Origin of the sequence: Acinetobacter zhairuonensis (assembly GCF_022601715.1) — a bacterium.
In the GTDB taxonomy this organism is placed as follows: Bacteria; Pseudomonadota; Gammaproteobacteria; order Pseudomonadales; family Moraxellaceae; genus Acinetobacter.
In genome coordinates, this window is record NZ_JAKVIM010000018.1 from 31080 (window position 1) to 55906 (window position 24827).

Sequence of the window (24827 nt, forward strand, 5' to 3'; positions counted from 1 at the left end):
GTTGTGGATAACTTTGAGGATAACTGTGTGGAAAACAAGCGTGAACAGCCATTGAATGCCGAATGGATCAAGTCGTGGAGTCAATACATTCAGCAGCCTCCTTTTTGTGCAACACCCAATCTACAGACAGATGCTGTGATTCAGTCCGTGTTCGAAGCGATGCTACAGGGCAATAGTTGCGTGCCTGTTGAGGCAAATGCGCTGCAAAACTTAGAGGGTTTGGCGGTCAGTGCGAGTGAAGTGTCGAATGGTGTTGCACCCTTTATTTATGACACTCAGTATTTATATCTCTATCGTTATTGGAAACAGGAAGCCACACTGGCTCAACATGTGGCACGACTAAAAAAACAATCAGTTGCTGTGGTCGATGACCAAGCTTATGCCACTTTACTCAGTGATGAGCATCAGCAACAGGCACTGCGCATGGTGTGTCAGCAAGGCTTGAATATTATTACAGGGGGACCAGGAACGGGTAAAACCTATACCTTGGCACGTATCATTGCAGCGTTGAATCAGTCTTTACCTAATTTACGGATTGCCATGGCAGCACCGACAGGCAAGGCAGCACAGCGCATGAAAGAAGCACTGCAAAAAGCCCTGAATGATGAAAACTTGCAAGCTTTAGTAACACCAGCATTGAAACAATTAAACCCGGTCACCTTGCATCGTTTGTTGGGTTTGGGGCATTCCGCACGACCACGTTATGATACGACACAGCCTTTACCTTATGATGTGATTGTGGTGGATGAAGCCTCGATGCTGGATTTGAATCTCGCCAGCATGTTGTTGGCTGCTGTGCCCAATCAGGCGCGACTGATTCTATTGGGTGATGCCAATCAGCTGGCATCGGTGGATGTCGGGGCAGTGCTGGCAGATTTGCAACAGGTTCCTGCCTTGCAGGGCAATCGGGTGCATTTAAAGACCAGTCGACGCTTTGATGGTGAAGCACTGATTGGACAGATGGCGGCATTTATTCAACAACCACCTGACGTGACCTCTCCGCAAGCATTATTGGAGCAATTTCATCAACAGGTGGTTGCTCCGACTGAACTTCAAGCAGTGCCCCTTATCGCAGATATGTCGAATGTGTTGCAACTGGAGTATTTCACGGAGGAGGTTCAAGCCCCAGAGCTGTATTACGATAAACTGATGCTGGGCTATCAGCGCTATATGGAAGCACTGAAAACACATTTAAGTGCTGATGACCCTGAAGTGTCTATTCCACATGTCATTCAAGTTTTTGATGATTATCGAATTCTTACGGCGATTCGGCATGGCAACTTTGGCTTAAAACAACTCAATCAACAGATGGAACAGCGCTTACTGCATGGACTGAGTCGCTATGCCACCAAGCAAGGTGATTGGTATGTCGGACGTCCTGTGATGATGACCTACAATGATTACCAGTTGGGACTGTCGAATGGTGATATTGGCATTTGTTTTAAGCGGCAACATCAGGGGCAGGCACAGTTTGAGGTTTATTTCCCAAGTCTAGAGAAATGGGTACTGGCAACACGTTTGCCAAAGAGCATTGAAACTGCTTTTGCATTGACCATTCATAAATCACAAGGTTCGGAGTTTACCCATACGGCTGTCGTGCTAGATGCACAAGCGCAAAATTTATTGAGTCAGGAATTACTTTATACTGCTATTACCCGTGCTAAAACCGTGGTGAGTGTGCTGGCAGATCCTCTGTCACTCATGCAAGCGTTGTCAAAAAGAACCACTCGCGTCAGTGGAGTTTTAGAAAAAATAAAAGGTATTCTGGATTATTAAGCTGTACTAAATACTGTTAAGTTTTGTACGAAATAGCTTACAGTGATTCGAGATATTTGCGCATAGAGCTTTCATTCGGTTTCTGAGAAGATGAGTTCACATAAAGAGCACAACACGGAACGTTGAGCCATAATCGCAAAAGGATAATAACAAAGTCAGAATTTGACAGCGAGCTTACAGTGAAGTAGGTGAAAGAGGAAACTTACAGCCGCTAAGCCTTGTAGTTTTGGGAGAGACTACAGGGCTTTTTTATTGCTGTTCGTTTTGTATGATTTACAGCCTTCGACTTCTTCAACACTGATTTATTCCGCTCAACTGCTGTAAGTTAAAACGTACATCGAGTTAGGAAAAACACCTCTAGTCTTCTTTTTTTATTGTGGCAAAATGTTACACATAAGGACATCTTGGTGGAAACAAGGATTGTTTGCACAATAAGCGCATAATGCGCAATAATAAAAACAATGACAAAAATAAATATAAGAACTACAGCGCAATGAAAAATGCCCAAGTTTAGCTTGGGCATTTTTCTTTTTGTATTTAGAGGGTGAATAGATTGGCATAAAATATCAAAAAATGATTTATGCATAGTAAAAGCTAGTGAGTGTTTATTGGTGTTTTGTGAGATTTAACGCACATTTTTATCTGTTTGTATCTGAACATAAAGCACGATCCAAGATCTTTTTATAAGATTCAAATTGTAGTCTGCAACTCTAGTATTAATGAGGATGTCGATTAAAATTTCGGCTGTTTATTCTCACTAAAGACATGCTGTCTATAGAGTTTGCATTTTAATGCTTAAGAGAATGCGGCTCTAATTGCTAAATGGAAATTAAAATGTGATTTATTATTCATTTTTTAATTTTAAAGCAAAGCTGAGGAAACATTTCATACCAAAGTTGTATGAGAGTGATTGAAAAGAATAGTTTATTTATTTAGAAAATTTAAATAGTGCGCATATTTTGCAATCAGCACCGTTTTCCCTTAAAATATCGCTCTTGCTGTAGTGATGCACGGCAGTCAATTGAGCAATCAATTGATTCGAATCAAATGTAATTTATTAAGCATCTCGGAGAAATCGAATGGCTTTAACAAACGCAGATCGCGCAGAAATCATCGCTAAATTTGCTCGTGCTGAAAACGACACTGGTTCACCAGAAGTTCAAGTAGCTCTTTTAACTGCTCAAATCAATGACTTACAAGGTCACTTTAAAGAGCACAAACACGACCACCATAGCCGTCGCGGTCTTATCCGTATGGTTAACCAACGTCGTAAGTTACTTGACTACCTAAATGGTAAAGATCACGGTCGTTATGTTGCTTTGATCGGTGCTTTAGGTTTACGTCGTTAATTCGATTGAAACTTTTATTTTCGGATTATTGCATGTTGAATGCTGTATTACTGAAAACTAAAGTCTATCTAGCTGTGTCTAGATAATGGGGAAGGGGCGAATGTTTCGCTCCTTCTTTGTGTTTAAAAATGGTGTATCTAGTGAGGTCGGCTTCTAAGCTTTGTCATTTGCACAAACTTATGGTTGTGAATGCCAAACCTTAGGGGTCTCCACTAGAATAAAATCAGGAAAGAAAAATATATGTCGATGTTTAATATTATTCGTAAAGAATTCCAATATGGTCAACACACGGTTGTTTTAGAAACAGGTCGTGTGGCGCGTCAAGCAAACACTGTTGTGATCACCATGGGTGGCGTAACGGTATTGGTTGCCGTTGTGGCTCAACCTACAGCGAAAGCGGGTCAAGACTTCTTCCCGTTAACTGTTAACTACCAAGAAAAACAATATGCTGCGGGTCGTATCCCGGGTGGTTATGGTAAACGTGAAGGTCGTGCTTCAGAAGCAGAAACGTTAATTTCACGCTTAATTGACCGTCCAATCCGTCCGTTGTTCCCAGAAGGTTACTACAACGAAATCCAAGTTACAGCAACTGTTGTTTCTTCTGACAAAACCATGGACGCTGATATTGCAGCTATGCTCGGTACTTCTGCTGCACTTGCGATTGCAGGTACACCGTTCCGTGGTCCAATCGCTGGTGCACGTGTTGGTTTAATCAACGGTGAATACATCCTTAACCCAAACAACGAACAGTTGAAAGAAAGTGATCTTGACCTTGTGGTTGCAGGTACAGAATCAGCTGTGTTGATGGTTGAATCTGAAGCGAAAGAACTTTCAGAAGACCAAATGTTGGGTGCTGTGCTTTTCGGTCATGACGAAATGCAAATCGCAATTCAAGCGATTAAAGAATTTGCAGCAGCAGCAGGTGCAACGGAGTCTACTTGGACTGCACCAGAGAAGAATGAAGATCTTCGTACTAAATTGAAAGAAGCTTTCGAAGCGAAAATTTCTGAAGCGTATACCATTGCTGTTAAGCAAGACCGTTATGCAGCATTAGACGCGATTCAAGCAGAAGCGGTTGCACAATTCGTTCCAGAAAATGACGAAACTGGTATTGCTGATGACTTGAACGAATTGTTTGAAGATTTGAAATACCGTACGGTACGTGACAACATTTTGTCTGGTAAACCACGTATTGATGGTCGTGACACCAAAACAGTTCGTGCCATTGATGTTCAAGTGGGTGTATTAGGCCGTGCACACGGTTCCGCATTATTCACACGTGGTGAAACTCAAGCATTGGTAACCACGACTTTGGGTAATACGCGTGATGCGTTGATGGTTGATACCCTAGCTGGTACAAAAACTGACAACTTCATGTTGCACTACAACTTCCCTGCATACTCTGTAGGTGAAACGGGTCGTGAATCTGGTCCTAAGCGTCGTGAAATTGGTCACGGTCGTTTGGCGCGTCGTGGTGTTCAAGCTGTTCTTCCTGCGGCTGACCGCTTCCCGTACGTGATTCGTATCGTATCGGATATTACTGAATCAAACGGTTCATCTTCAATGGCTTCTGTATGTGGTGCTTCATTATCACTTATGGATGCAGGTGTTCCATTAAAAGCGCCAGTTGCAGGTATTGCAATGGGTCTAGTGAAAGAAGGCGAGCGTTTCGCAGTTCTTTCTGACATCTTAGGTGACGAAGATCACTTAGGTGACATGGACTTTAAAGTAGCTGGTTCTGCGAACGGTATTACTGCACTTCAAATGGATATCAAGATCGAAGGTATCACTGAAGAGATCATGGAAGCGGCATTGAACCAAGCGTATGCAGGTCGTATGCATATCTTGAACGAAATGAACCAAGTGATTTCACGCGCTCGTCCTGAAATTTCAATGCATGCACCAACTTTCCAAGTAATTAACATCAACCCAGACAAGATCCGTGACGTGATTGGTAAAGGTGGTGCAACCATTCGTGCGATTACTGAAGAAACTAAAGCGGCAATTGATATCGAAGACAACGGTACAGTTCGCGTATTTGGTGAAACTAAAGCTGCTGCGCAAGCGGCGATTGCGAAAATCCAAGCGCTTACTGCTGAAGTTGAACCAGGTACGATTTACACTGGTAAAGTGATCCGTATTGTTGAATTCGGTGCGTTCGTAAACATCCTTCCAGGTACTGACGGTTTACTTCACATCTCTCAAATTTCAAATGAGCGTATTGCCAATGTTGCAGACGTATTATCTGAAGGCCAGGAAGTGAAAGTACAAGTTGCGGATGTTGATAACCGTGGTCGTATTAAATTGACTATGAAAGATATTGAGCAAGTTTAATCCCTTGACTGCATAATCTTTCAAAAAGCCTGCTCTTGAGCGGGCTTTTTTATGCCTGAATTTTTAGGGATGAAGGTGAAATGAAGAAAGTTTGTGGTGAAATTGCGATAAAAATGAATCTTATCAGCTGAATGCATTACACTCGAAGCCATGAATTGAATAACAAGATTGACGGAATAGAGTGACTAGATAGATGCAAAGTTACTATTTTTATCAACATCCGACTGATGCTTATCTGTATGTACAACAACAGCCATTGGAAGATATTGAGCCAGAATTTATCTGGGTAGACAGCACACGTGATGATGTCGTGAATCATGCCGAGCAATGGCAAAACCAAATCTTTGAACTGACCGGCATTAGCCTGAATGAGTTCCATCTTAAGGATATTTTGAATCTGGAGCATCCGTGTGCTTTCGATGCTATGGAAGATTATGATCTCTTAATTTTCCGTAAATTGATTACGCCAGATGACAAGATTCAAGTTGGGGAGCAAGCCCTAGAACAGCATGAGCGTTTTTTCGGTCTGTCGACCACACCGATTAGCTTTATCTTGACCTCACAAGTATTGATTACGGTGCGGGAACAGGGGAATCAGGTGGTGGAGCAATATATTGAACGGATCAACGCGATTGCAGCCCGTGCGTTGGATGAACAAAACAAGCCACGTAAACTGTCACATAGCCCTTTGGATTTAGCATTACGCTTACTCAATGCTATGGTGGATGGTTATTTGGATCTGAGAGCTCCCTTGACCCGACGGGTGGAATATTGGCAGCAGGAGCTGTTACAAGGTCATCGACGCTTTGCCAAATGGAATCAGCTGTTGCAAGAGAATATGGCGTTTCAGCAAATCGAGAATTTATGCGAAGAGCAAATTGAAGTCTTACAAGAATTGCGTGATGAAATTGTGGAAAATTATTCCCATCTGAAGCCGAAAAAGCGCTCAGAAAAACGCGATATCGTATTGGTGCGTACCGATGATTTGGTCAGTCATGTCGAGCGGATTCAAAAGCATACCACGCGCTTACGCAGTGCCGTACAAGCAGCCATTGAATTACACTTTTCGGCGATTGCCAACCAGACCAATGAAAACATGCGTATTCTTGCGATTATTACCGCAATTTTCGCTCCACTGACCTTACTCACAGGGATATATGGCATGAACTTTGAGTTTATTCCAGGGCTAAAATCTCCGCTTGGATTCTGGATCATGTTGGTGGTAATGCTGGTGACCACCATCTGGTTGCTTTTGTATTTCTACCGCCGTCATTTGGTTGGACGTGGGGAAAAGAGTGTGATGGATATGCTGGCACAGCAACATAAAGATCAGCATGTGGGCTTATTGTGGTTCTTGGATTATGAGCCAATTAAGCAAGGCGTTAAAGTCACCTTAAAAGAAGTAGAAAAACTAACCAAGTTAAAATAATCACGATCAAATACAAGAAGATGTCATCAAAGTGACATCTTCTTTTTTTATGCTCTATATGGTCAAAATGTTCTGATAGGACTTTGTTTTGATCAAGATGATTTAAGTTAAATCAAATGCATAGGCTGCTCATGATTCGCTTAGATTTGTAGAATTCGCATGGTGCTGTAACAGGCGATAAATCTCATCTTTGAGGCGCAGTTTTTTTCGCTTTAAGGATTCTATGTCATCATTAATGCGAAACACAGGATTCAGCTCACGCTGGCAAATTTCCTGATCGAGTATTTCGTGCTCTTCAAAAATTTTCGCAAAATGCGGATTATCTTGACGTAATTGCGGAATAATTTCGCGATGTTCTGGGAACATGAGTTTGACTTTTTTATTACATTCTTTTGTTTTCATGGAACCGTATTTCTCTCGTATTGGCGATCAAAGAAGAAACCCATTCAATGATGTTTCTGCATCAAGGAATGGGTGGTGTTTTGGGGTTATGATTGTTGATGATGTGAATGTCGAACTTGGCGACGTAATTGTTGTACTTCATCAATCAGGTCCAGCATCATAGCCACTGCAGAAAAACTGGCATCAAAGTCACGTTGTAAACGATAGGCTTTACGTGCGCGCGAGACATCTTCACCAAAAAATTGATGAATGCGCTCTTCAGGACGTGTCGGCAAAATATCGTATTCCAACAGCTGTAAAACCCATTCTGGGCTTTGACCACAGGCTTCGGCAAAGTGTTTTAAATCGAAACTACGATGTTCATCGACGATCTCTGCGGTGCAATAACCGTCGCAAATAATTTCTCGATAATGAATGGTTGTCATAGCGTTCTCCTTAAAGTTGTCGAGGCTTAAACTGCGAAAAGGCTTCGGCAAACACTTGGTAAGCACGTTCTTGTTCTGCACTTTGCGCAGGTGGATTCACAATGTTAAGAATTAAAAATAAATGTCCTGCTGTTTTATTGGGAATCCCTTGATTTTTTAAACGTAATTGTTGTCCTGTTTGCGCATTCTTCGGCAGATTGACCTGAACTTTTGTTCCTGCTGGCGTCAGTAATTCTATTTGTTGTCCCAAGGCTGCTTCCCACGGGGTCACGGGAATGGTGTAGTAAATATCTGTGCCTTCAACGCGGTACTGCGCCGTATCCTTATAATAAATTTCAATATACAGGTCTCCATTTTCGCCACCGCGCACACCAACTTGTCCTTGTCCAGTCAAACGAATTTGTTGTCCTTCTTTCATTCCTTTGGGAATTTTGACCTCTAAGGTCTTACGCTGAACTTCGGGTTCTCCATAGGCATTAATGGTTGGAATTTGCAGGGTAATCTGTTGTGAAGCACCATGAAAGGCAACATCTAGGTCGACCTCAAGCTTGGCGTGTTGATCTTCACCTCGGAAAGATTGTTGTCTTTGTTTGTACTGATAGTTTCCTCCTCCAAAACCAGTCCCAAAGCGACCAAAAAGGTCTTCAAATCCTGAAAAATCGGAAGAATTACCTTGACCAAATCCTTGCCGATAAAACTCAGCCTCATCAAATCCTGAAGCACCTGCTTGTCCACCAAACCCTGAAAAACCTTCAGGATGATCTAAGATGAAATCATATTCTTTTTTCTTTTCTTCGTTACTGAGGGTGTCGTATGCGACATTCACTTCTTGCATACGGGCTTCAGCATCACTTTCTTTACTAATGTCGGGGTGGTACTTGCGTGCCAACTTCCGATACGCTTTTTTAATTTGGTCTGGGGTTGCGTCGCGTGTTACCCCAAGGATTTCGTAATAATTCTTAGGCATAAGAGCATAGTTAAATTGATTATATTTTCATCAATATTATTATGTCTTTCGGAAAGTGGGAAGTAGTGTAGAACTGTTCGTATTTGTTTCAAATTATGACAAGAAAAAAAGCCCACTTGGGGCTTTTCTGTAGCGTAGATCGTAGAGATTAATTCACTTTAATCCATGTCATATGGCGTACATTGGATGAGCCTGCAACCTGACCACGAATTTGCAGATATTTGTCTTGCTGACCTAAACGGGCTTCTGATGCATATTGCTGTCCAGATAAAGGATCAAGAAATTTACCTTCAATAAATTGGTCACGCTTTTCAGGATTGCGTTTTAAGCCCGATAAAATGGTTAAGCCAATCATCGGCTGATCTTTCAGGTTGCCTATGCACTTTTGGCAAGTAATCAGTTTCTCTTTGCCGGGTAGGGGGCGAATTGCAGTGACTTGGGCACTGTACAGATTATTTTGGTCTTTGCTGATGATCACATCTGCCAGTGAGTGCCCTGTACGATCATCCATGGTTTTCCATTTGCCAACCAGTGGATCTGTTGCTGCCAAGCTGTGCGCACTGTAGAGTAACGCAGAAAGGAAAACCGTACGGGAAAGAAAAGAAGTTCCCATGAAACATTACCTCAATATCAATGTATAAAATTAGAATGAATCACATATAAAAATTATGGATTTATTGTCATATTAGGACGCTGTTCAACAAATGATTGTTATCTAGGTCGCAGTATTTTATAAAGTGTATGGGTGGTTCGAATAAATACGATTTTAGTCCAATAGATTCAAAGACTAAGGCAGGTGTGCTGTAAAGATGAGCGTGGTCGGAGTAATGCTGTAGGGCTGTTTCAGGAGGGGGTGACTGCCTGTAGTACATGACGAGTCGATGAGTACAGGCAGACGGCGCAATCAGTACTTAACTTAAATGCTCACCAAACAATCCAAGCGCTTCTTCAGCGGTAAATTGATATTGGGTATTACAGAACTGGCAATCCATGGTAATTGGATTTTGATGCTCTAAGGTTTCACGTACTGCTTCCACCCCAATCTGTTGCAGGGCGTTGGCACAACGATCTTTAGAGCAGGTGCAACCAAACTTGAGTTGTTCAATTTCAGGCAGACGGACGTCTTCTTCATTGTATAAACGGTACAGAATTTCATTGGCTTCTAAGTCGGTCAACTCTTCCACTTTTAAAGTTTCTGTAAGCATGGTCAGACGTGGCCATAAATCTTCATCTACACGTTGCTGTTCTTCTTCACTGATACGCGGTAACAATTGAATCAGTAAACCACCTGAACGTTGCGCAGTACTTGCCAGCACAATACGGGTTGGAATCTGCGCAGAAAGATCGTAATACTGCATTAAGCAGCCAGCCAGAGTCGGTTGATCTAGTGGCACGATCCCTTGATAACGCTCACCAAATTCAGGTTCAATGTTAATGAACAACACAGGACTGACTAATGCTTTCAGCACAGTGCTGCTGTCGCTTGCGGCTTGGAAGCGCGGATCTTCCTCATAGTCAGCCAAAGCACGGACTTCACCTAAATGGTTGCATTCCGCCATTGCCCACTTGAATGTTCCAGAGGCTTGAATTTGTAAGCTGATACGCCCTTTAATTTTTAGCGTACTCGCCAGTAAGGCCGTCGCACTGAGCATTTCACCCAGTAAAATTTCTACGGCTTGTGCGTAGTCACGTTGGGCAAGAATTGTTTGTAAGGTTTCTTCCAAGTGAACGACTTCACCACGTACAGGGCAATCTTCAATATAAAAGCGTTGACGTATATCAGACATAATTTTCTCCAAAACCCTGCTTTAATGGTGGCGATATTGTAAAACACAAGTCACTTTCCTTCATCTCGTGTCACATCTATTCGGGTAGAATCTAAACCGCGTTGTAAATCGATGCCTGTTTCGACCGCACGAATTTCAGCATCGCGCTCAAACAAATGTTCCAGTTCAGCTAGGGCATTGCGATGCGATTCATATACCTTCTGTTCGTCGGTATAGACGCGTTGTTGCTGTGCTAATAGCTGTTGATCATAATCGCGAAATAACTCAATGCTTTTCTTGGCATCGCTGTCACTGACTCCTAGATCACACAAGGCTCGATACGCCATGCCAAGCGAAGATAAGTAGGTTTCTCGCCAAATATGCTGTACACCTAAGTCACGTAATAAGTGTACATGATGTCGGTCCCGCGCTCTGACTAATAACTGTAACTCGGGGTAATTTAAGCGTATATGACGTGCAACATTCATTGAATCTTCAATATCATCAATCGCCAGAATAAATACTTTGGCGTGTTCAATACCTGCAGCTCTTAAAATGTCAGGATGCGTTGCATCACCATAATATAGATGCCCACCATAGTTACGGACAAAATCGACTTTTTCTAAATTACTGTCGATGGCGGTAAACTTTTGGTGTTGCAGATGCGCCACCCGTGCAATGGTTTGTCCAAAACGACCAAAACCTGCAATGATCATGGCTGGTCGCTGATCCAGAATTTCATCGTAAGCGGGTACTGTCACTGGTGTAATACGCGGCACAATCCCTTGACGAATAATCCAGTATAGAACTGGGGTAAGTATCATCGAGATAATGACAATTAAGGTTATAGGCGCGATAATCGCTTCTGTAAGCAGTTGTTCGCTTTGCGCCACACTGAACACCACAAAAGCAAATTCTCCACCCTGAGCCAAACAACTGGCGAGCAGTAAGCTATTGGACCATGAAACCTTATAATAACGTGCGATAGCTATTAAAAGGGTGAATTTGATCAGCAGTAATAGCAGTGCGCCAGTGAATATAAACAGTGATTGTTGCCATAACAATTGAATTGGGGTCAGCATGCCCACAGTCATGAAAAACAGCCCTAGTAACAGTCCTTTAAAAGGTGCAAGACTGGCTTCAAGTTCATGTCGAAACTCGGAGTCTGCCAGTAATACGCCTGTCAAGAATGCACCTAGTGTGGTGCTGATATTGAGCAGATCCATCAATAACACAACAGCGAGAACAATGAATAAGCTGATTGCTGTAATTAACTCATGCGCACCTGTTTTCACGATAAAGCGGAAAAAAGGGCGAATTAAAAAGCGACTAAACAGAAATAGCCCTGTGAATGCCGCCACAATTGCCGCAAAGTAGGCGATGCCATAATGGGAGGCTTCATTCCCTGCAAGTAGGGGAATGACTGCAATGAGTGGAATTGCGGCAATATCTTGGAACAATAAAATTGAGAAAGATTGTTGTCCATAACTGGTATTCAGTTGTTGTTTCTCAGTCAACAGTTGTAATACAAATGCAGTTGAAGACAGTGCCAGTGCACTGCCAATTACCAAACTGGTCGCAATACCTTGTTGCAACACGAAAAACAGAATAGTGCCAATCACTACCGCAGTGATACCGACTTGTGCACTGCCCATGACAAAGATGGATTGGCGCATCGTCCATAGCCGTTGTGGTCGCAGCTCCAAACCAATTAAAAACATCAGGAAAATCACGCCAAATTCAGCCAGTTTATGAATTGCTTCGGGGTCATTGGCAATATTCAGCACATGCGGTCCCAACACAATACCCGTGATGAGATAGCCCAAGACTGTAGCAATACCCAAGCGTTTGAGTAGTGGCACTACTATCAGGGCTGCACCTAGAAAAAGCGTGACTTGCAACAATAACGACATGCCTGTGTCCTGAAATATAATTTTTTAACGGTGAATCGCTTGGGCTGATCCCATTTAGCTAAATTCTTGTGGATCAATGTCCAGACTCAGTTTCATGCTGGCTGGTTTGTGTTGCAACATATTTTGCCACCATGCTCTTAAGTAATAGTGTAAACGTGCTCGATCTTTAGACAATAGCACCATATGTGCCTGATAACGACCTGCTTTACGTTCCATGGGGGCTGGAATCGGTCCCCAGATATCGATATTCAGTTCCGAAATTTGGCGCAGTTGTTGTGCATGTTCAGTGAGATACTGCTGATTCAGTTCCTGACTTTTCGATTCACAGCGAATCAGTGCTGCATAACGATAAGGTGGAAATAAAGCCTGTTGTCGTTCTTTTAAGGTCTGGCGTGCAAACTGTCGATAATCGCCATCGACTAGCGTATGCAACAAGGGATGTTCTGGACGTAGGGTTTGTAAATAGACATCGCCTTTCTTCTCACCACGCCCTGCACGACCTGCCACCTGTACAATCAGTTGCGCAGTACGTTCTGGTGCACGAAAATCGACGCTGAGTAAGCCTGAATCAATATCTAAAATGGCGACCAATGACACATAAGGGAAGTGATGTCCTTTGGCGAGCATTTGCGTGCCGAGCAAAATTACAGGTTCACTTTTCTGAATCCGATCATAAATTTTTTGCCAACTGCCGACACGGCTAGTCGAGTCTCGATCGACCCGAATCACATCGAACTCAGGAAAAAGTTCTTTTAAACTTTCTTCGACTTTTGCTGTGCCCATACCAATCGGTTTCAGTTCAGTATGTTGGCATTGTGGACAGTGATCGGGAACACGATGAATGGTGCCGCAATGATGGCAATGCAGGTGCTGATAAGGCTGCGTGTGCAAGGTAAAATTGGCATCGCAATGTGGGCATTTGGCTTGCCAAGCACAACTTTCACAAATCAGCACGGGCGCATAGCCACGTCGATTAAGAAAAATTAGGACCTGATCTTTACGGGCTAGACGCTTATGCATTTCATCCAGTAAAAACTGGCTAAATCCATGCTGCTTACGTCCGAGCTTTAAATCCAAAATGTGCAACTTAGGCAGTAGCGCGGTGCCTGCACGTTCATTCAATTCCAGACAGGTTAATTTGCCTTGATTGACCAGTGCATAGCTTTCCATACTTGGGGTGGCGGAACCCAGAATAATCGGACAGTTTTCTAGATGTGCGCGATACAGAGCCACATCACGCGCATGGTAGCGAAAGCCTTCTTGCTGTTTAAAAGACAGATCATGTTCTTCATCAAGAATGATTAAACCTAAATTATGCAGTGGGGTGTAAATGGCGGATCGGGTGCCTAAAATAATCGAGGCTTTGCCCGTTTGTGCACTTTGCCAAGCTTGCAGACGTTTGGCATCGGTCAGTCCCGAATGCAGCAACGCAATATGACAGTGAAAGCGGGATTGAAAACGACTGATGGTTTGAGGAGTCAGTCCAATTTCAGGCACCAGTACCAGTACCTGTTTACCTTGCTTCAGTACCTCATGCATGATTTGCAAATACACTTCGGTCTTACCACTACCCGTTAAACCATCCAGTAAATAGGCATGATAAGAAGAGAGAGACTTTAAGACTTGCTGAATGGCATGCTTTTGATCTGGATTAGCAGTCAGCGGCATTTGCGCCAAACTTAAGGTTTGTGGACTAAAATCCTTCTGCTCTAAATAGGCTTCACAGATACCTTTCTTTTCTAAAGCCCTTAAGGTCGCGGTTTCAATCCCTGCCAAATTCAAAATATTTTCAGAGGTTCCGGTAGGGTGCAGCTTTAAAATTTTATAAGCATGTTGCTGTTTCTCAGAACGCTTAATTTTGTCTTCTGCATGTTGGTCAAGCAGGCGCCACATATGTGCCAGTAAATCATAGGGTTTGCCTTGACGTAATAGACTAGGCAATGCGCTCTGCACGACTTCACCAATCGGGAATTGGTAATATTGAGCCACCCATGTCAACAAAGTTAAAACTTTGTCATCTAAAATGGCTTCGTCATCTAACAGGGCTTGAATGGACTTTAACTTGAATTTGGGGTTGCTGGGTGCGTCGAGTGGAAGTTTTTCCATAATGACCCCAACCAAATTGCGTGGTCCAAAGGGAACTGCAACGCGTGCGCCAATCTGTGCCCGCTCATAATCGTCTGCGGAAATTTGATAGTCGAAACAGTCATAGACATGCGCTGGAACGGCAACACGAATCCGATAAAGAGGTAGAGTGGGTGATACAGTATTTGGCATAAACAGGTCAAAGGTTCCAGCTGAATGGTCGTCGTGTGAAGTCTTGAGTTATGTTAGAGTGAGCAAATAAAATTTATATTGAAGAATATGAATGATTATAGTGGTCAGACGCAACAGCGCTGAAACAAATTTTGGAAAATTAGAGCATTACAATGCCAGCATATCAATTTACCGCCCTTGATGCTTTAGGGAAGCAGCAAAAAGGGGTGCTTGAAGGTGATTCGGCACGTCAGATTCGTCAGCAGTTACGTGAGCAATCACTGATACCGATTACGGTCGACCCTGTAGAACATAAATCTAAACAGCAGGGCGCGCGTTGGTTTCAAAAAAGTATTACCGCATACGATTTGGCGTTGTTTACCCGTCAATTGTCTGTTTTGGTCGCAGCAGCCATTCCGCTGGAAGAAGCCTTACGTGCTGTAGCCAAGCAAAGTGAAAAAGCCCATGTGCAACAACTGGTATTGTCCGTACGCTCAAAAGTATTGGAAGGGCATTCTCTCGCTAGTGCTCTACAGCAATCGGGGCGATTTCCAGAACTGTATCGTGCCACTATTGCTGCAGGGGAGCGTTCAGGGCATTTGGATTTAATTTTGGAGCAATTGGCAGACTACACAGAGAATCGCTTTGCCATGCAAAAGAAAATTCAAGGGGCAATGATCTATCCCATTATTCTGATGTTGATGTCCTTTGCAATTGTGATGGGCTTAATGACTTACGTGGTACCTGATATCGTCAAAACCTTCGATCAGAATAAAGATGCTTTACCGTGGATTACCGTGGCACTGATGAAAGCCAGTGCTTTTATTCGGGTGGCTTGGCCCTTTTTATTGATTGCGACTGTATTGGGCATCGTGTTGCTATTAAGATTTTTAAAAACGACCGCAGGGCATTATGCGTTTGATCGTTTAACGCTCAAGTTGCCATTATTTGGTAAATTGTCACGTGGTATTAATTCAGCTCGCCTTGCCAGTACACTGTCTATTTTGACCAAATCGGGTGTACCACTGGTAGATGCTTTACGCATTGGAGCCGCAGTGAGCAGTAACTGGGTGATTCGTGATTCAGTCGATTTAGCAGCTGAAAAAGTTACCGAGGGAGGTAACTTGGCGACCCAGTTGGAGCGCAGTGGTTATTTCCCCCCGATGATGGTACAAATGATCAAAAGTGGCGAAGCCTCGGGCGAGTTAGACCGTATGCTGGAGCGTGCGTCTAATATGCAAGATCGAGAGGTGACCACGCTGATTTCGACCTTGTTGGCGTTGCTGGAGCCTTTAATGTTGGTGCTGATGGCGAGCATTGTTTTGGTGATTGTAATCGCGGTCATGCTGCCAATCGTAAATATGAACAATATGATTTAAGAAGTAAAAGAGTTTAGAGTGAGTCGTTGAATGCAAATGAATAAATATCCAACCCAGCAATCGGGTTTTACTTTAATTGAAGTGATGGTGGTGATTGTTATTTTAGGGGTATTGGCTGCGCTGATTGTACCGAATGTGATGGGACGAGGCGAAAAAGCCAAAGTGGATACCACTGTGATTACCCTGAAGGGGGTTGCGGGGGCACTGGATCAATACAAATTGGACAACAGTAAATATCCGTCTATGCAAGATGGTGGTTTAGATGCCTTGGTGAATCAGCCAGCTTCGGCGAAGAACTGGATGCAAGGCGGCTATGTCAAAGGTGGCTATCCAAAAGACAGCTGGGAAAATGATATTCAGTATATTAGTCCGGGCGCTGAAGGTCGTGCTTTTGATTTATATTCATTTGGTGCTGATGGCAAAGAAGGCGGTGAAGGCACCGATGCCGATATTTATTATCAACCATAAAAATAGATTTTTAAATTCATGGAAATTATCACTTTATATAATTGAGTACTTCAATTAAAGATAAAGTGATAATCTTTATTATTTACACATTTAAATATAAACATCTGATAGGTAAGCATTAAATATAATAAGAGGATGTTGAGATTTATAGTAAGAATTATTCCTAACCGTAATGTTTACAAAAATTGTCAAGTATCTAGATAAAGAGACTTTTTATTTAAAAAAAACCTAGCATAATGATTTTAAGAACAAAAAGTGTGCTGGGGAGAATAGAATGAAAGCATTCGTTTTATCAGATGAAATCACCCAATTTCATTGGGCGATGCTGAAATCTGTTCTGTTGATTTTAACCATCTTGCCGTTGATGAATGCGGCAGTCACTCTATGGCAGCATACTGAGGGCAGCAGCCAGATTATGATTGGCTTTTTTGCCTTGAGTGTCATGAGTGCTTGGTTGGTGGTGTGTTTTATGACGGCACTTAAAGCCACGTTATGGCAGATGCAAAGTCAGCATTCCATCTTTGAGCAAAAAATCTTTCATGCCTATCGTTATGTACCGATGCTGTTTTTATCCAGTCTAGTGGCCTATTTGGCGAGTCAGTTTGCAAGCGTGTTGTAATGTATTCTAGCTTTCAAAAGTTTGATTGAATTTCAATATAAAAAAAGGGGATTTTTAAAATCCCCTTTGTATTAGCGTCTTGATTTAAACGAAACATCAACCTTGCGAGGGCGGAAGAACCAACCCACAATCAAAAGTAGCACTGAAAATCCGAGAATTGGCCAGTCACTGAGACGGTTATACAGTGTTTGACCTTGCATGGCAGGTAAATCTCCGCGTAACACCGTACGTTGATCAATCGGAGCTTGGCGCACAATATGCCCTTCATGGTTAATAAAGGCGGTGACTCCTGTATTGGTCGCACGGATGAACCAACGCCCATTTTCTTTGGCGCGCATTTGCACCATTTGTAAATGTTGCCATGGGCCAGCCGTACCTGTGAACCATGCATCATTCGACACCGTCACTAAGAAGTCACTCTGACTGGCATTACGACGAGTCAGATTTGGATAAGCGACTTCATAGCAAATTGCTGCAGCTAAGGGATGCTGCTTAATTTGTAAAGGCTTTTGATCTGATGCACCACGTGAAAACCCGCTCATAGAAGGGTCATTTTGTAATGCAGGCAATACCCAACTCAGCATGCCTGAAAGTGGAATATATTCACCGAAAGGCACCAAGCGTTGCTTTTTATATAGTCCCTCAGATTGATCGCCCATTGCCATAATGCCGTTATAGAACATCGGGCTACCTTGTTGTTGAGATGCTTTTAAATCCCAGTAAGGGATGCCTGTAACCCATGCTGTGCCTGATTTTTCTGCCTGTACTTTCATGGCATCTAAAAAAGGCTGAATGTCGGTTTGGAACATGGGAATAGACGATTCAGGCCAAACGATTAAATCGCGTCCCCATTCACTGCGACTCAATTCCGCGTAGATCATCAAGGTCTGTGCTTGGTATTCCGTCAGCCATTTCAGGTCTTGTGGAATATTGCCTTGAATCAGAGAGACCGAAAGAGGTTTTTCATTCTTGGGCTGAACAAACTGGATTTGTGCTGCACCCCAAGCTCCGAGCAGTAAGAGGAGCGATGGAACCAACCAAAATAGACGTTTATTGAGGATTTCCACCATGGCACAGGCCAAGAGGATCACGACAAAAGAAACCCCGAATACGCCAAACAATGGCGCATAGCCATCTAAGAAACGTTCAGTGAAGGCATAACCGACAAAGAGCCATGGAAAGCCAGTAAAGACCCACGTTTTTGCCCATTCAAAGAACACCCAGAGCGGTGCGAAGGTCAGCGGCGTTTCAGGGAAAAATCTACGATAAATCCAAGTTTGTAGCGCCGTAAACAGTCCCATTGCCAAAGCCATGATCGCAATCATGAGGACGCTGAGTACTGCACTGGTATCGCCATAGACGTGAATAGAAGTGTAAAGCCAAAACGCACCTACAAACCACAGTCCGAAACCATAACCCCAACCAATGAAAAAGGCTTGTTTGGCTGAACGTTGGCGCAAGCAGGCATACAGCAAGGCAGGTGAGAGGAGTGCAATCCACCAATAATAGTAAGGTGCCAATGCGAAACTCAGCATGGCACCTGAACATAAGGAAATAATAAAAGGTAAAATCATGGGTAGCTGTTTTTGTTGTTGTGAAGACCTTAACAGCGCATGAAAATATGTTCTCATTTAAGTACAGCTCGAATCAGATGAATAGTGCGTGCATCTGCTTCTACAATGGTAAATTCCCAATCGCCAATTTCAATCACTTGACCTTGTAAATCGCTGACTAAACCAATTTCTTGAAGCAATAAACCGCCCATAGTTTCTACTTCATCTTCTGGAAAATCAGCATCTAAAAGATTGTTAAAGTGTTCGATTGGTGTAAGTGCCTGCACCATCCACGTATTGGCAGTTTTTGGATCATCATCAGGCACAATGTATTGCGCTTCTTCATCGACGGTGTCGTGTTCATCTTCAATTTCACCGACAATTTCTTCCAGAATATCTTCCAGTGTCACCAAACCAGACGTCGTGCCATATTCATCAATCACCACAGCAATATGCGTCTGGGTATTTTTCAGCATACGCAGCACTTGGTCAGAGCGCGCACTTTCAGGGACGAACAGCGGTTGGCGCATTAAGACCCGAATGTCGACTTTACTGGCTTTTTCGGTCAGAAATGGCAGTAGATCTTTCGCCAACAGAATTCCGACCACGTTATCGGGTTGATCTGAAGAAAATACAGGAAAGCGTGAATGCGCCGATTCAATCAGGACATGCAGAATATCAAGTAATTCATCATCTTCTTGCAGGCTAATCATCGCGGTACGCGGGGTCATGACTTCGCGAATTTTGGTCGCAGGCAGGTCAAGCACACCTTCTAGCATGGCGACCGTATCAGGTTCTAAAAAACGACGCGAATCTTGTACGAGTTTGAGCAATTCGTCGCGAGTTTCTGGTGCAGTTCCTAACCACTTTCTTAAGCCACGCATGCCCCACGACGGGCTGGATTCATCGTGCATGATCTTTCCTAAAGACTCTAGATGTGAAAAAAATTATTTTCATCATACCTTAGAAAATGCAGATGTCTATGCAAAAAATACAGCAAAATATGAATGTTATCGTCATCATTTGATGCAAGTCTTAGACTAAAACAGCTATTTTATGATTGTGTGTTTTGTGGATTAAGGGATAAGCAGCATGCCCTGCTGTGTCTAGTCGAGTTTATGTTAGAATAGCGCTGAAAATGAACCAAGAGTGCCTAGATGTCTGAATCCTCTATGACCCCGACTTTACAATTGAATACCCGTGGCTTGCGTTGTCCTGAACCTGTGATGATGTTGCATCAGGCCATTCGTAAATCTAAATCTGGGGATGTGGTTGAGGTGTTTGCAACGGATAATTCAACGTCTTGGGATATTCCTAAATTTTGTATGCACTTGGGACACGAATTACTGTTGCAAGAAGAACGTTTGGATGAAAACGGCAATAAAGAATTCCATTATTTGGTGAAAAAGGGCTAACTCGTCTGTAAGTTTCACCGATAAAAAATCCCCTCAAGTGAGGGGATTTTTTATCGAGATCATCATGATCTCCTGAGTGAGGTCGGGCATAGCCCGAACCTACGCGTGAATTACATGTTTGGGTATGAGACACGGTTAGCAAAGCAATGCTTTGCCGTGTCGCAAGGAATTACATATTAGGATAATTCGGACCACCGCCACCTTCCGGCGTTACCCAAGTGATGTTCTGTGATGGATCTTTAATGTCACAAGTCTTACAGTGCACACAGTTGGCTGCGTTAATTTGGAAGCGTTTTGAACCATCATCATTTTCCATGATTTCATAAACACCCGCAGGGCAGTAGCGCTGAGCAGGCTCATCCCATTTTGGTAAGTTCACGTTCACAGGAATTGAAGCATCGGTCAGTTTCAAATGTGCAGGCTGGTTTTCTTCATGCACGGTGTTTGAAACGAAGACTGAAGACAAACGGTCAAAAGTTAACTTGCCATCTGGTTTTGGATAATTCGGCTTAAATGTAGCTGTATCGACAGTTTTTAATGCACTGAAGTCAGGCACTAAGTCATGTAGCGTAAATGGCACTTTAAAGATATTTTGATCGATGAAGTTGAATGCACCGCCCATCCATTGACCAAACTTGTGCATGGCTGGACCGAAGTTACGCGCGTTGTATAACTCTTCTTTTAACCAGCTGTTGTTGAACTTCTCTGTGTAAGCAGTCAGTTCTTTAGCGAAGAAGTCTTCACCTTCAGTGACACGGGCAATCGCAAGATCACCACCTTTAGCAACACCAGCTTGAATCGCTTCAAATACCGCTTCACCACATAACATGCCTGATTTCATGGCGGTGTGTGAGCCTTTAATTTTCGCAAAGTTCAGGAAGCCTGCATCATCACCAATTAAAGAACCACCCGGGAAGGTGAATTTAGGCAGTGAGTTGAAACCACCTTTGACGACAGCACGTGCACCGTAAGAAATACGCTTGCCACCTTCCAAATACTGTTTCACCAGTGGGTGGGTTTTCCAGCGCTGCATTTCTGCAAATGGATACATGTGTGGGTTTTCGTAAGACAAGTCTACGATCATACCCAAAGTTACTTGGTTGTTTTCAGCGTGGTATAACCACCAACCGCCTGAAGAACCAGTTTCACTTAAAGGCCAGCCTGCACCGTGCATCACCAAACCTGGTTTGTGTTTGGCAGGATCAATCTCCCAAAGCTCTTTAATCCCGATACCGTAGTGTTGTGGATCGGCATCTTTGTCCAAATCAAACTTGGCAATTAAGCGCTTACCTAAGTGACCACGACAGCCTTCAGCAAAAATCGTGTATTTGGCATGCAGTTCATAACCCGGAGTAAAGTTATGCGTCGGTTCGCCATCTTTACCAATGCCCATGTCACCAGTTTGAATGCCTTTTACCGTACCATCTGCATGATAAAGCACTTCAGCCGCAGCAAAGCCCGGGAAAATTGAAACTTCGAGTTCTTCCGCTTTTTGACCTAACCAGCGGACTACGTTACCTAAAGAGATGACGTAGTTGCCATCATTGTGCATGGTTTTAGGCACCATCCAATGTGGCGCTTCTTGCGCTTTTTCAGGCGACATCAAGAAATAAGTTTTATCTTCCGTCACAGGAACATTTAAAGGCGCACCTTCTTCTTTCCAGTTCGGGAATAATTCGTTAATTGCACGTGGTTCTAGTACAGCACCAGAAAGAATATGCGCACCGACTTCGGAGCCCTTTTCTACCACACAAACGGATAAATCAGATAAATTGTTTTCAATCGCGAGTTGACGAATTTTGATCGCAGCAGAAAGACCTGCAGGGCCTGCGCCTACGATAACAACGTCAAACTCCATCGATTCACGTTCGATGTGTTCCATGTAGGACTCCTCATATTACTTAAAGGTGGCAACTGTATGACTCTTTACAGTGCTGCCATGAGTGTTCTTAAATATTCAGCACAGATGGATTATCGTGCCTTTTATATTGTGGGCTAGTATAGTTTTAAACCGCGGTCTAGCCAATTGGCTGAATCATAATATTTTTACGTCAGGTAGGCATTAATTCATGGTAAATCAAACTAATTCCAACAGTCCGACGAATAATTCAGCGAAAAATGATGATAAAAACTTAATGAGTATTGCACAATACTTAAAAAGTGCACAGGGCGGTCACAAAAGGTCAATTCCCCCTTTGGAGCAATGGAACCCAAAGCATTGTGGCAAAATGGATTTGAAGGTTTTTGCGAACGGAGAATGGTGGCACGAAGGTCAATTGATTAAGCGCCAGTCCTTACTAGACCTGTTTTCGAGTGTCCTATGGAAAGAAGAGGGGCGCTTTTATTTAAAGACACCTGTAGAGCAAATTGAAATTGAAGTGGAAGATGAAGCGCTGTTCGTCAACCAAGTTGACTCTGCGGTCATTGCGGGACAAAAAATCATTCAATTTACCACCACCAATCAGGATGTGATTATTGTGGATGCAGAACATCCCATTTTTATGCGTGAATTTGCAGGAGAACTGCGCCCATATGTGCATGTACGCTGGGGCATGAATGCCTTGATTCAACGTTCCGTCTTTTTTCATCTGATTGAGATGGGCGAGCTGCTTGAAAATGCACAAGGTGATACCATTTTAAGCCTACAAAGCGGCGATTTTCACTTGCAATTGGGCGCCTGAGGTTTAAGCTTGATCCATTCCCAACTTTTCTTTGTAAATAGCGTGTCATGACAGCGATCCATCCAATTTACCCTTTAGTCAATCCCATGCCAAAAGCGCAATTGGATGCCCCGATTGGTATTTTTGATTCAGGCATTGGTGGGTTGTCGGTTGCGCAGGAAATTGCACGCTATTTGCCAAATGAGCGCATTCTCTATTTTGCTGATACCGCCAATGTGCCTTATGGCCCGCGAGAAGATCAGGAGATTCGAGAACTGACTGCGCGTGCGATTGAATGGTTATATCGACAAGGATGTAAAGTAGCCGTGGTCGCCTGTAATACCGCCTCCGCCTTTAGTCTGGATTATTTGCGTGAGCATTATGGAGAAAATTTCCCGATTATTGGTTTGGTGCCTGCACTGAAGCCAGCGGTATTGCAAAGTCAAAGTAAAACCGTTGCGGTGCTGGCGACGCCAGCAACATTTCGGGGCAAGCTCATTCACGATGTGGTGCAGCGTTTTGCTATTCCTTCTCATGTCACCGTAATACCTGTCACCTGTTTAGATTTGGTGCCGTTTGTCGAAAATGGACAGCAGATGAGTCCTGCCTGTTTAACGACGCTAAATCAGATTTTACAGCCCGTGGTGGATCAAGGCGCAGACTATTTGGTGCTCGGATGTACGCATTACCCGTTCTTAAAACCTGCAATTGAGTCAATTTTTGGGCAAAAAATGACATTAATTGACTCTGGATATGCCGTTGCACGTCAAACTTCCCGTATTTTGTTAAAAAATGAGTTATTATTTGAACAAAGACGGAATGATGGTTTACCACGCATAGCATGTTATGTCAGTGGAAATAATGCCGCGCATTTAGAGCCGATATTGCAACATCTAATTCAGCCTGATTTGAGTTGGAGTATTCACAATATCGCGATGGAATAAATGCAGAACAATAATCCGTCTTCAATCTTAAGTATCAATATTAAAAATTGGGGTTGTAATACCACAAGATCTTGATTGTGGTATGCAAAGAAAGGATGAGGATAACCAATGATCGATAAGCGTTATCAAGTATTTATTTCGACATCTGGTGTGGAGATGCAACCAGAACGGATGGTTTTGTCCCAAACATTGGTGGGCATGGGTTTTTTTTCTTGGGGATTAGAACAACGAACACCGCTGAGTACTGCTTTTGCACGCCGTCAGATTGATGATTGTGATTATGTAATTATGCTTTTAGGCAGCCAATACGGGGAGCAGTCGGTTTCGGGTGTGGGCTATATGCATCTGGAATATATTTATGCTATGACCAAGCAAAAGCCGATTATCGTGTTTATGCATGAGGATCCAACTTCCCGTGATCCGACTTTGCATGATCAGAAACCAGAGCTCAAAGAAAAGTTCAAAGAGTTTCGTAAGCTATTGCAGCAGGAAGTTGATCAAGTATTTACCTATCGAACATTGCGTGATCTGGAAATGGCGGTACGCTTGAATATGACGCAAATGTTGGAACGTTATCCTGCAACTGGTTGGGTGCGCCCACAAAATACCCAAGCTTTGCATGATGAAATTGATCGCCTAAAAGACAAAATGGCGCAATTAGAACGCGATTTGGGAACACGAGAAGCCGATCCATTTTTGACTTTGCCCAAAGTAGCCATGAATGAAGCTTTTAGTTTTGAGTATCGTGTGCATGCTTATCAAGATGGTAATTTCAAAGAATTAAAAATTCAGAAAACCCTGACATGGGCAGAATTGTTGGCGGTATTGGGTAGTACCTTTTTGCATCCAACCCCAGAAGAATATTTTTCTAAACGCATCAATGAATATTTGAATGAGATTGGACTGCAAGATGCACGCATCGAAATGCCACGCGCGCATGCGGTGGCACGTGCTCAAATCAATATTCGGGCTTTACATAATATTAAGATGCAGATGCGTCAGAATGAATGGATTAGCCCTGCGGGGCGTGATGACCGTCAACGCTTGTTATGGAAGTTGACCCAGAAGGGGCATAACCTGATCGAAAGTCATTTGCTTTCAGATGATCGTGTTTCTCTATCGAAATAATTGTATTAATTCAGATTTAATTTAACTCAAAAGTTGTTAAAGTG

Annotated in this window: 21 protein-coding genes; 11 read left to right on the forward strand and 10 right to left on the reverse strand. The window is 43.1% G+C overall.

The features are described 5' to 3' along the window. The first annotated feature begins 27 nt into the window (after positions 1 to 27). The 4 genes from recD to MKI85_RS13635 all read left to right on the forward strand — a co-directional run bounded on the left by recD (position 28) and on the right by MKI85_RS13635 (position 6888). Positions 28 to 1776, forward strand: coding sequence for an exodeoxyribonuclease V subunit alpha (gene recD, locus MKI85_RS13620; RefSeq protein ID WP_241628369.1), 1749 nt, complete (start codon positions 28 to 30; stop codon positions 1774 to 1776). Between the two features lie 1079 nt (positions 1777 to 2855). Next, positions 2856 to 3125 (forward strand): 30S ribosomal protein S15, encoded by a 270-nt coding sequence (gene rpsO / locus MKI85_RS13625; RefSeq protein WP_004637724.1) that lies wholly within the window; start codon positions 2856 to 2858, stop codon positions 3123 to 3125. Between the two features lie 246 nt (positions 3126 to 3371). After that, positions 3372 to 5459, forward strand: coding sequence for a polyribonucleotide nucleotidyltransferase (gene pnp, locus MKI85_RS13630; RefSeq protein WP_241628437.1), 2088 nt, complete (start codon positions 3372 to 3374; stop codon positions 5457 to 5459). A gap of 193 nt (positions 5460 to 5652) precedes the next feature. Continuing rightward, positions 5653 to 6888 (forward strand): magnesium transporter CorA family protein, encoded by a 1236-nt coding sequence (locus MKI85_RS13635; protein WP_241628370.1) that lies wholly within the window; start codon positions 5653 to 5655, stop codon positions 6886 to 6888. Between the two features lie 129 nt (positions 6889 to 7017). Here the strand turns inward: MKI85_RS13635 and MKI85_RS13640 are convergent, their stop codons facing one another. From MKI85_RS13640 to MKI85_RS13670, 7 genes are all read right to left on the reverse strand, one after another. Beyond that, positions 7018 to 7290 (reverse strand): YdcH family protein, encoded by a 273-nt coding sequence (locus MKI85_RS13640; RefSeq protein WP_241628371.1) that lies wholly within the window; start codon positions 7288 to 7290, stop codon positions 7018 to 7020. An 86-nt stretch (positions 7291 to 7376) separates the two neighbouring features. Continuing rightward, the gene (locus tag MKI85_RS13645) at positions 7377 to 7715 is read right to left on the reverse strand and encodes a chaperone modulator CbpM (RefSeq protein WP_241628372.1); all 339 of its coding nucleotides are present in this window, start codon (positions 7713 to 7715) and stop codon (positions 7377 to 7379) included. Between the two features lie 10 nt (positions 7716 to 7725). After that, positions 7726 to 8682, reverse strand: a complete 957-nt coding sequence (locus MKI85_RS13650) for a DnaJ C-terminal domain-containing protein (RefSeq protein ID WP_241628373.1) — start codon at positions 8680 to 8682, stop codon at positions 7726 to 7728. Positions 8683 to 8830: 148 nt separating this feature from the next. Continuing rightward, positions 8831 to 9295: a DUF2147 domain-containing protein gene (locus tag MKI85_RS13655; protein ID WP_241628375.1), complete on the reverse strand. Its 465-nt coding sequence runs from the start codon at positions 9293 to 9295 to the stop codon at positions 8831 to 8833. A 298-nt stretch (positions 9296 to 9593) separates the two neighbouring features. Beyond that, the gene (gene hslO, locus MKI85_RS13660; RefSeq protein WP_241628378.1) at positions 9594 to 10469 is read right to left on the reverse strand and encodes an Hsp33 family molecular chaperone HslO; all 876 of its coding nucleotides are present in this window, start codon (positions 10467 to 10469) and stop codon (positions 9594 to 9596) included. A 50-nt stretch (positions 10470 to 10519) separates the two neighbouring features. Further along, positions 10520 to 12361, reverse strand: coding sequence for a monovalent cation:proton antiporter-2 (CPA2) family protein (locus tag MKI85_RS13665; protein WP_241628380.1), 1842 nt, complete (start codon positions 12359 to 12361; stop codon positions 10520 to 10522). 54 nt (positions 12362 to 12415) lie between these two features. Further along, positions 12416 to 14638: a primosomal protein N' gene (locus tag MKI85_RS13670; RefSeq protein WP_241628382.1), complete on the reverse strand. Its 2223-nt coding sequence runs from the start codon at positions 14636 to 14638 to the stop codon at positions 12416 to 12418. A 152-nt stretch (positions 14639 to 14790) separates the two neighbouring features. Between MKI85_RS13670 and gspF the strand changes: the two genes are divergently transcribed. The 3 genes from gspF to MKI85_RS13685 all read left to right on the forward strand — a co-directional run bounded on the left by gspF (position 14791) and on the right by MKI85_RS13685 (position 17083). After that, entirely contained in the window at positions 14791 to 15996 is a 1206-nt protein-coding gene (gspF, locus tag MKI85_RS13675) for a type II secretion system inner membrane protein GspF (RefSeq protein ID WP_241628383.1), read from the forward strand. A 30-nt stretch (positions 15997 to 16026) separates the two neighbouring features. Then, positions 16027 to 16464, forward strand: coding sequence for a type II secretion system major pseudopilin GspG (gene gspG / locus MKI85_RS13680; RefSeq protein WP_281070041.1), 438 nt, complete (start codon positions 16027 to 16029; stop codon positions 16462 to 16464). Positions 16465 to 16738: 274 nt separating this feature from the next. After that, positions 16739 to 17083, forward strand: a complete 345-nt coding sequence (locus MKI85_RS13685; RefSeq protein WP_241628384.1) for a hypothetical protein — start codon at positions 16739 to 16741, stop codon at positions 17081 to 17083. Positions 17084 to 17154: 71 nt separating this feature from the next. Here the strand turns inward: MKI85_RS13685 and lnt are convergent, their stop codons facing one another. Then, positions 17155 to 18714: an apolipoprotein N-acyltransferase gene (gene lnt / locus MKI85_RS13690; RefSeq protein WP_241628385.1), complete on the reverse strand. Its 1560-nt coding sequence runs from the start codon at positions 18712 to 18714 to the stop codon at positions 17155 to 17157. Next, a complete protein-coding gene (locus MKI85_RS13695; protein ID WP_241628386.1) occupies positions 18711 to 19550 on the reverse strand; it encodes an HlyC/CorC family transporter in 840 nt (279 codons plus the stop codon). Before MKI85_RS13695 ends, lnt begins: the two co-directional genes overlap by 4 nt. Before the next feature lie 243 nt (positions 19551 to 19793). On the opposite strand from MKI85_RS13695, the gene tusA reads away from it, so the two are divergent. Continuing rightward, entirely contained in the window at positions 19794 to 20051 is a 258-nt protein-coding gene (tusA, locus tag MKI85_RS13700) for a sulfurtransferase TusA (RefSeq protein WP_241628387.1), read from the forward strand. Between the two features lie 169 nt (positions 20052 to 20220). On the opposite strand, the gene MKI85_RS13705 is transcribed toward tusA, so the two are convergent. Beyond that, positions 20221 to 21933: an electron transfer flavoprotein-ubiquinone oxidoreductase gene (locus MKI85_RS13705; protein WP_241628388.1), complete on the reverse strand. Its 1713-nt coding sequence runs from the start codon at positions 21931 to 21933 to the stop codon at positions 20221 to 20223. 187 nt (positions 21934 to 22120) lie between these two features. Between MKI85_RS13705 and MKI85_RS13710 the strand changes: the two genes are divergently transcribed. The 3 genes from MKI85_RS13710 to MKI85_RS13720 all read left to right on the forward strand — a co-directional run bounded on the left by MKI85_RS13710 (position 22121) and on the right by MKI85_RS13720 (position 24783). Beyond that, positions 22121 to 22732: a DUF1285 domain-containing protein gene (locus MKI85_RS13710; RefSeq protein WP_241628389.1), complete on the forward strand. Its 612-nt coding sequence runs from the start codon at positions 22121 to 22123 to the stop codon at positions 22730 to 22732. Positions 22733 to 22779: 47 nt separating this feature from the next. After that, positions 22780 to 23655 (forward strand): glutamate racemase, encoded by an 876-nt coding sequence (gene murI / locus MKI85_RS13715; protein WP_241628390.1) that lies wholly within the window; start codon positions 22780 to 22782, stop codon positions 23653 to 23655. A 108-nt stretch (positions 23656 to 23763) separates the two neighbouring features. Beyond that, entirely contained in the window at positions 23764 to 24783 is a 1020-nt protein-coding gene (locus MKI85_RS13720) for a DUF4062 domain-containing protein (protein WP_241628392.1), read from the forward strand. Positions 24784 to 24827 lie beyond the last annotated feature (44 nt).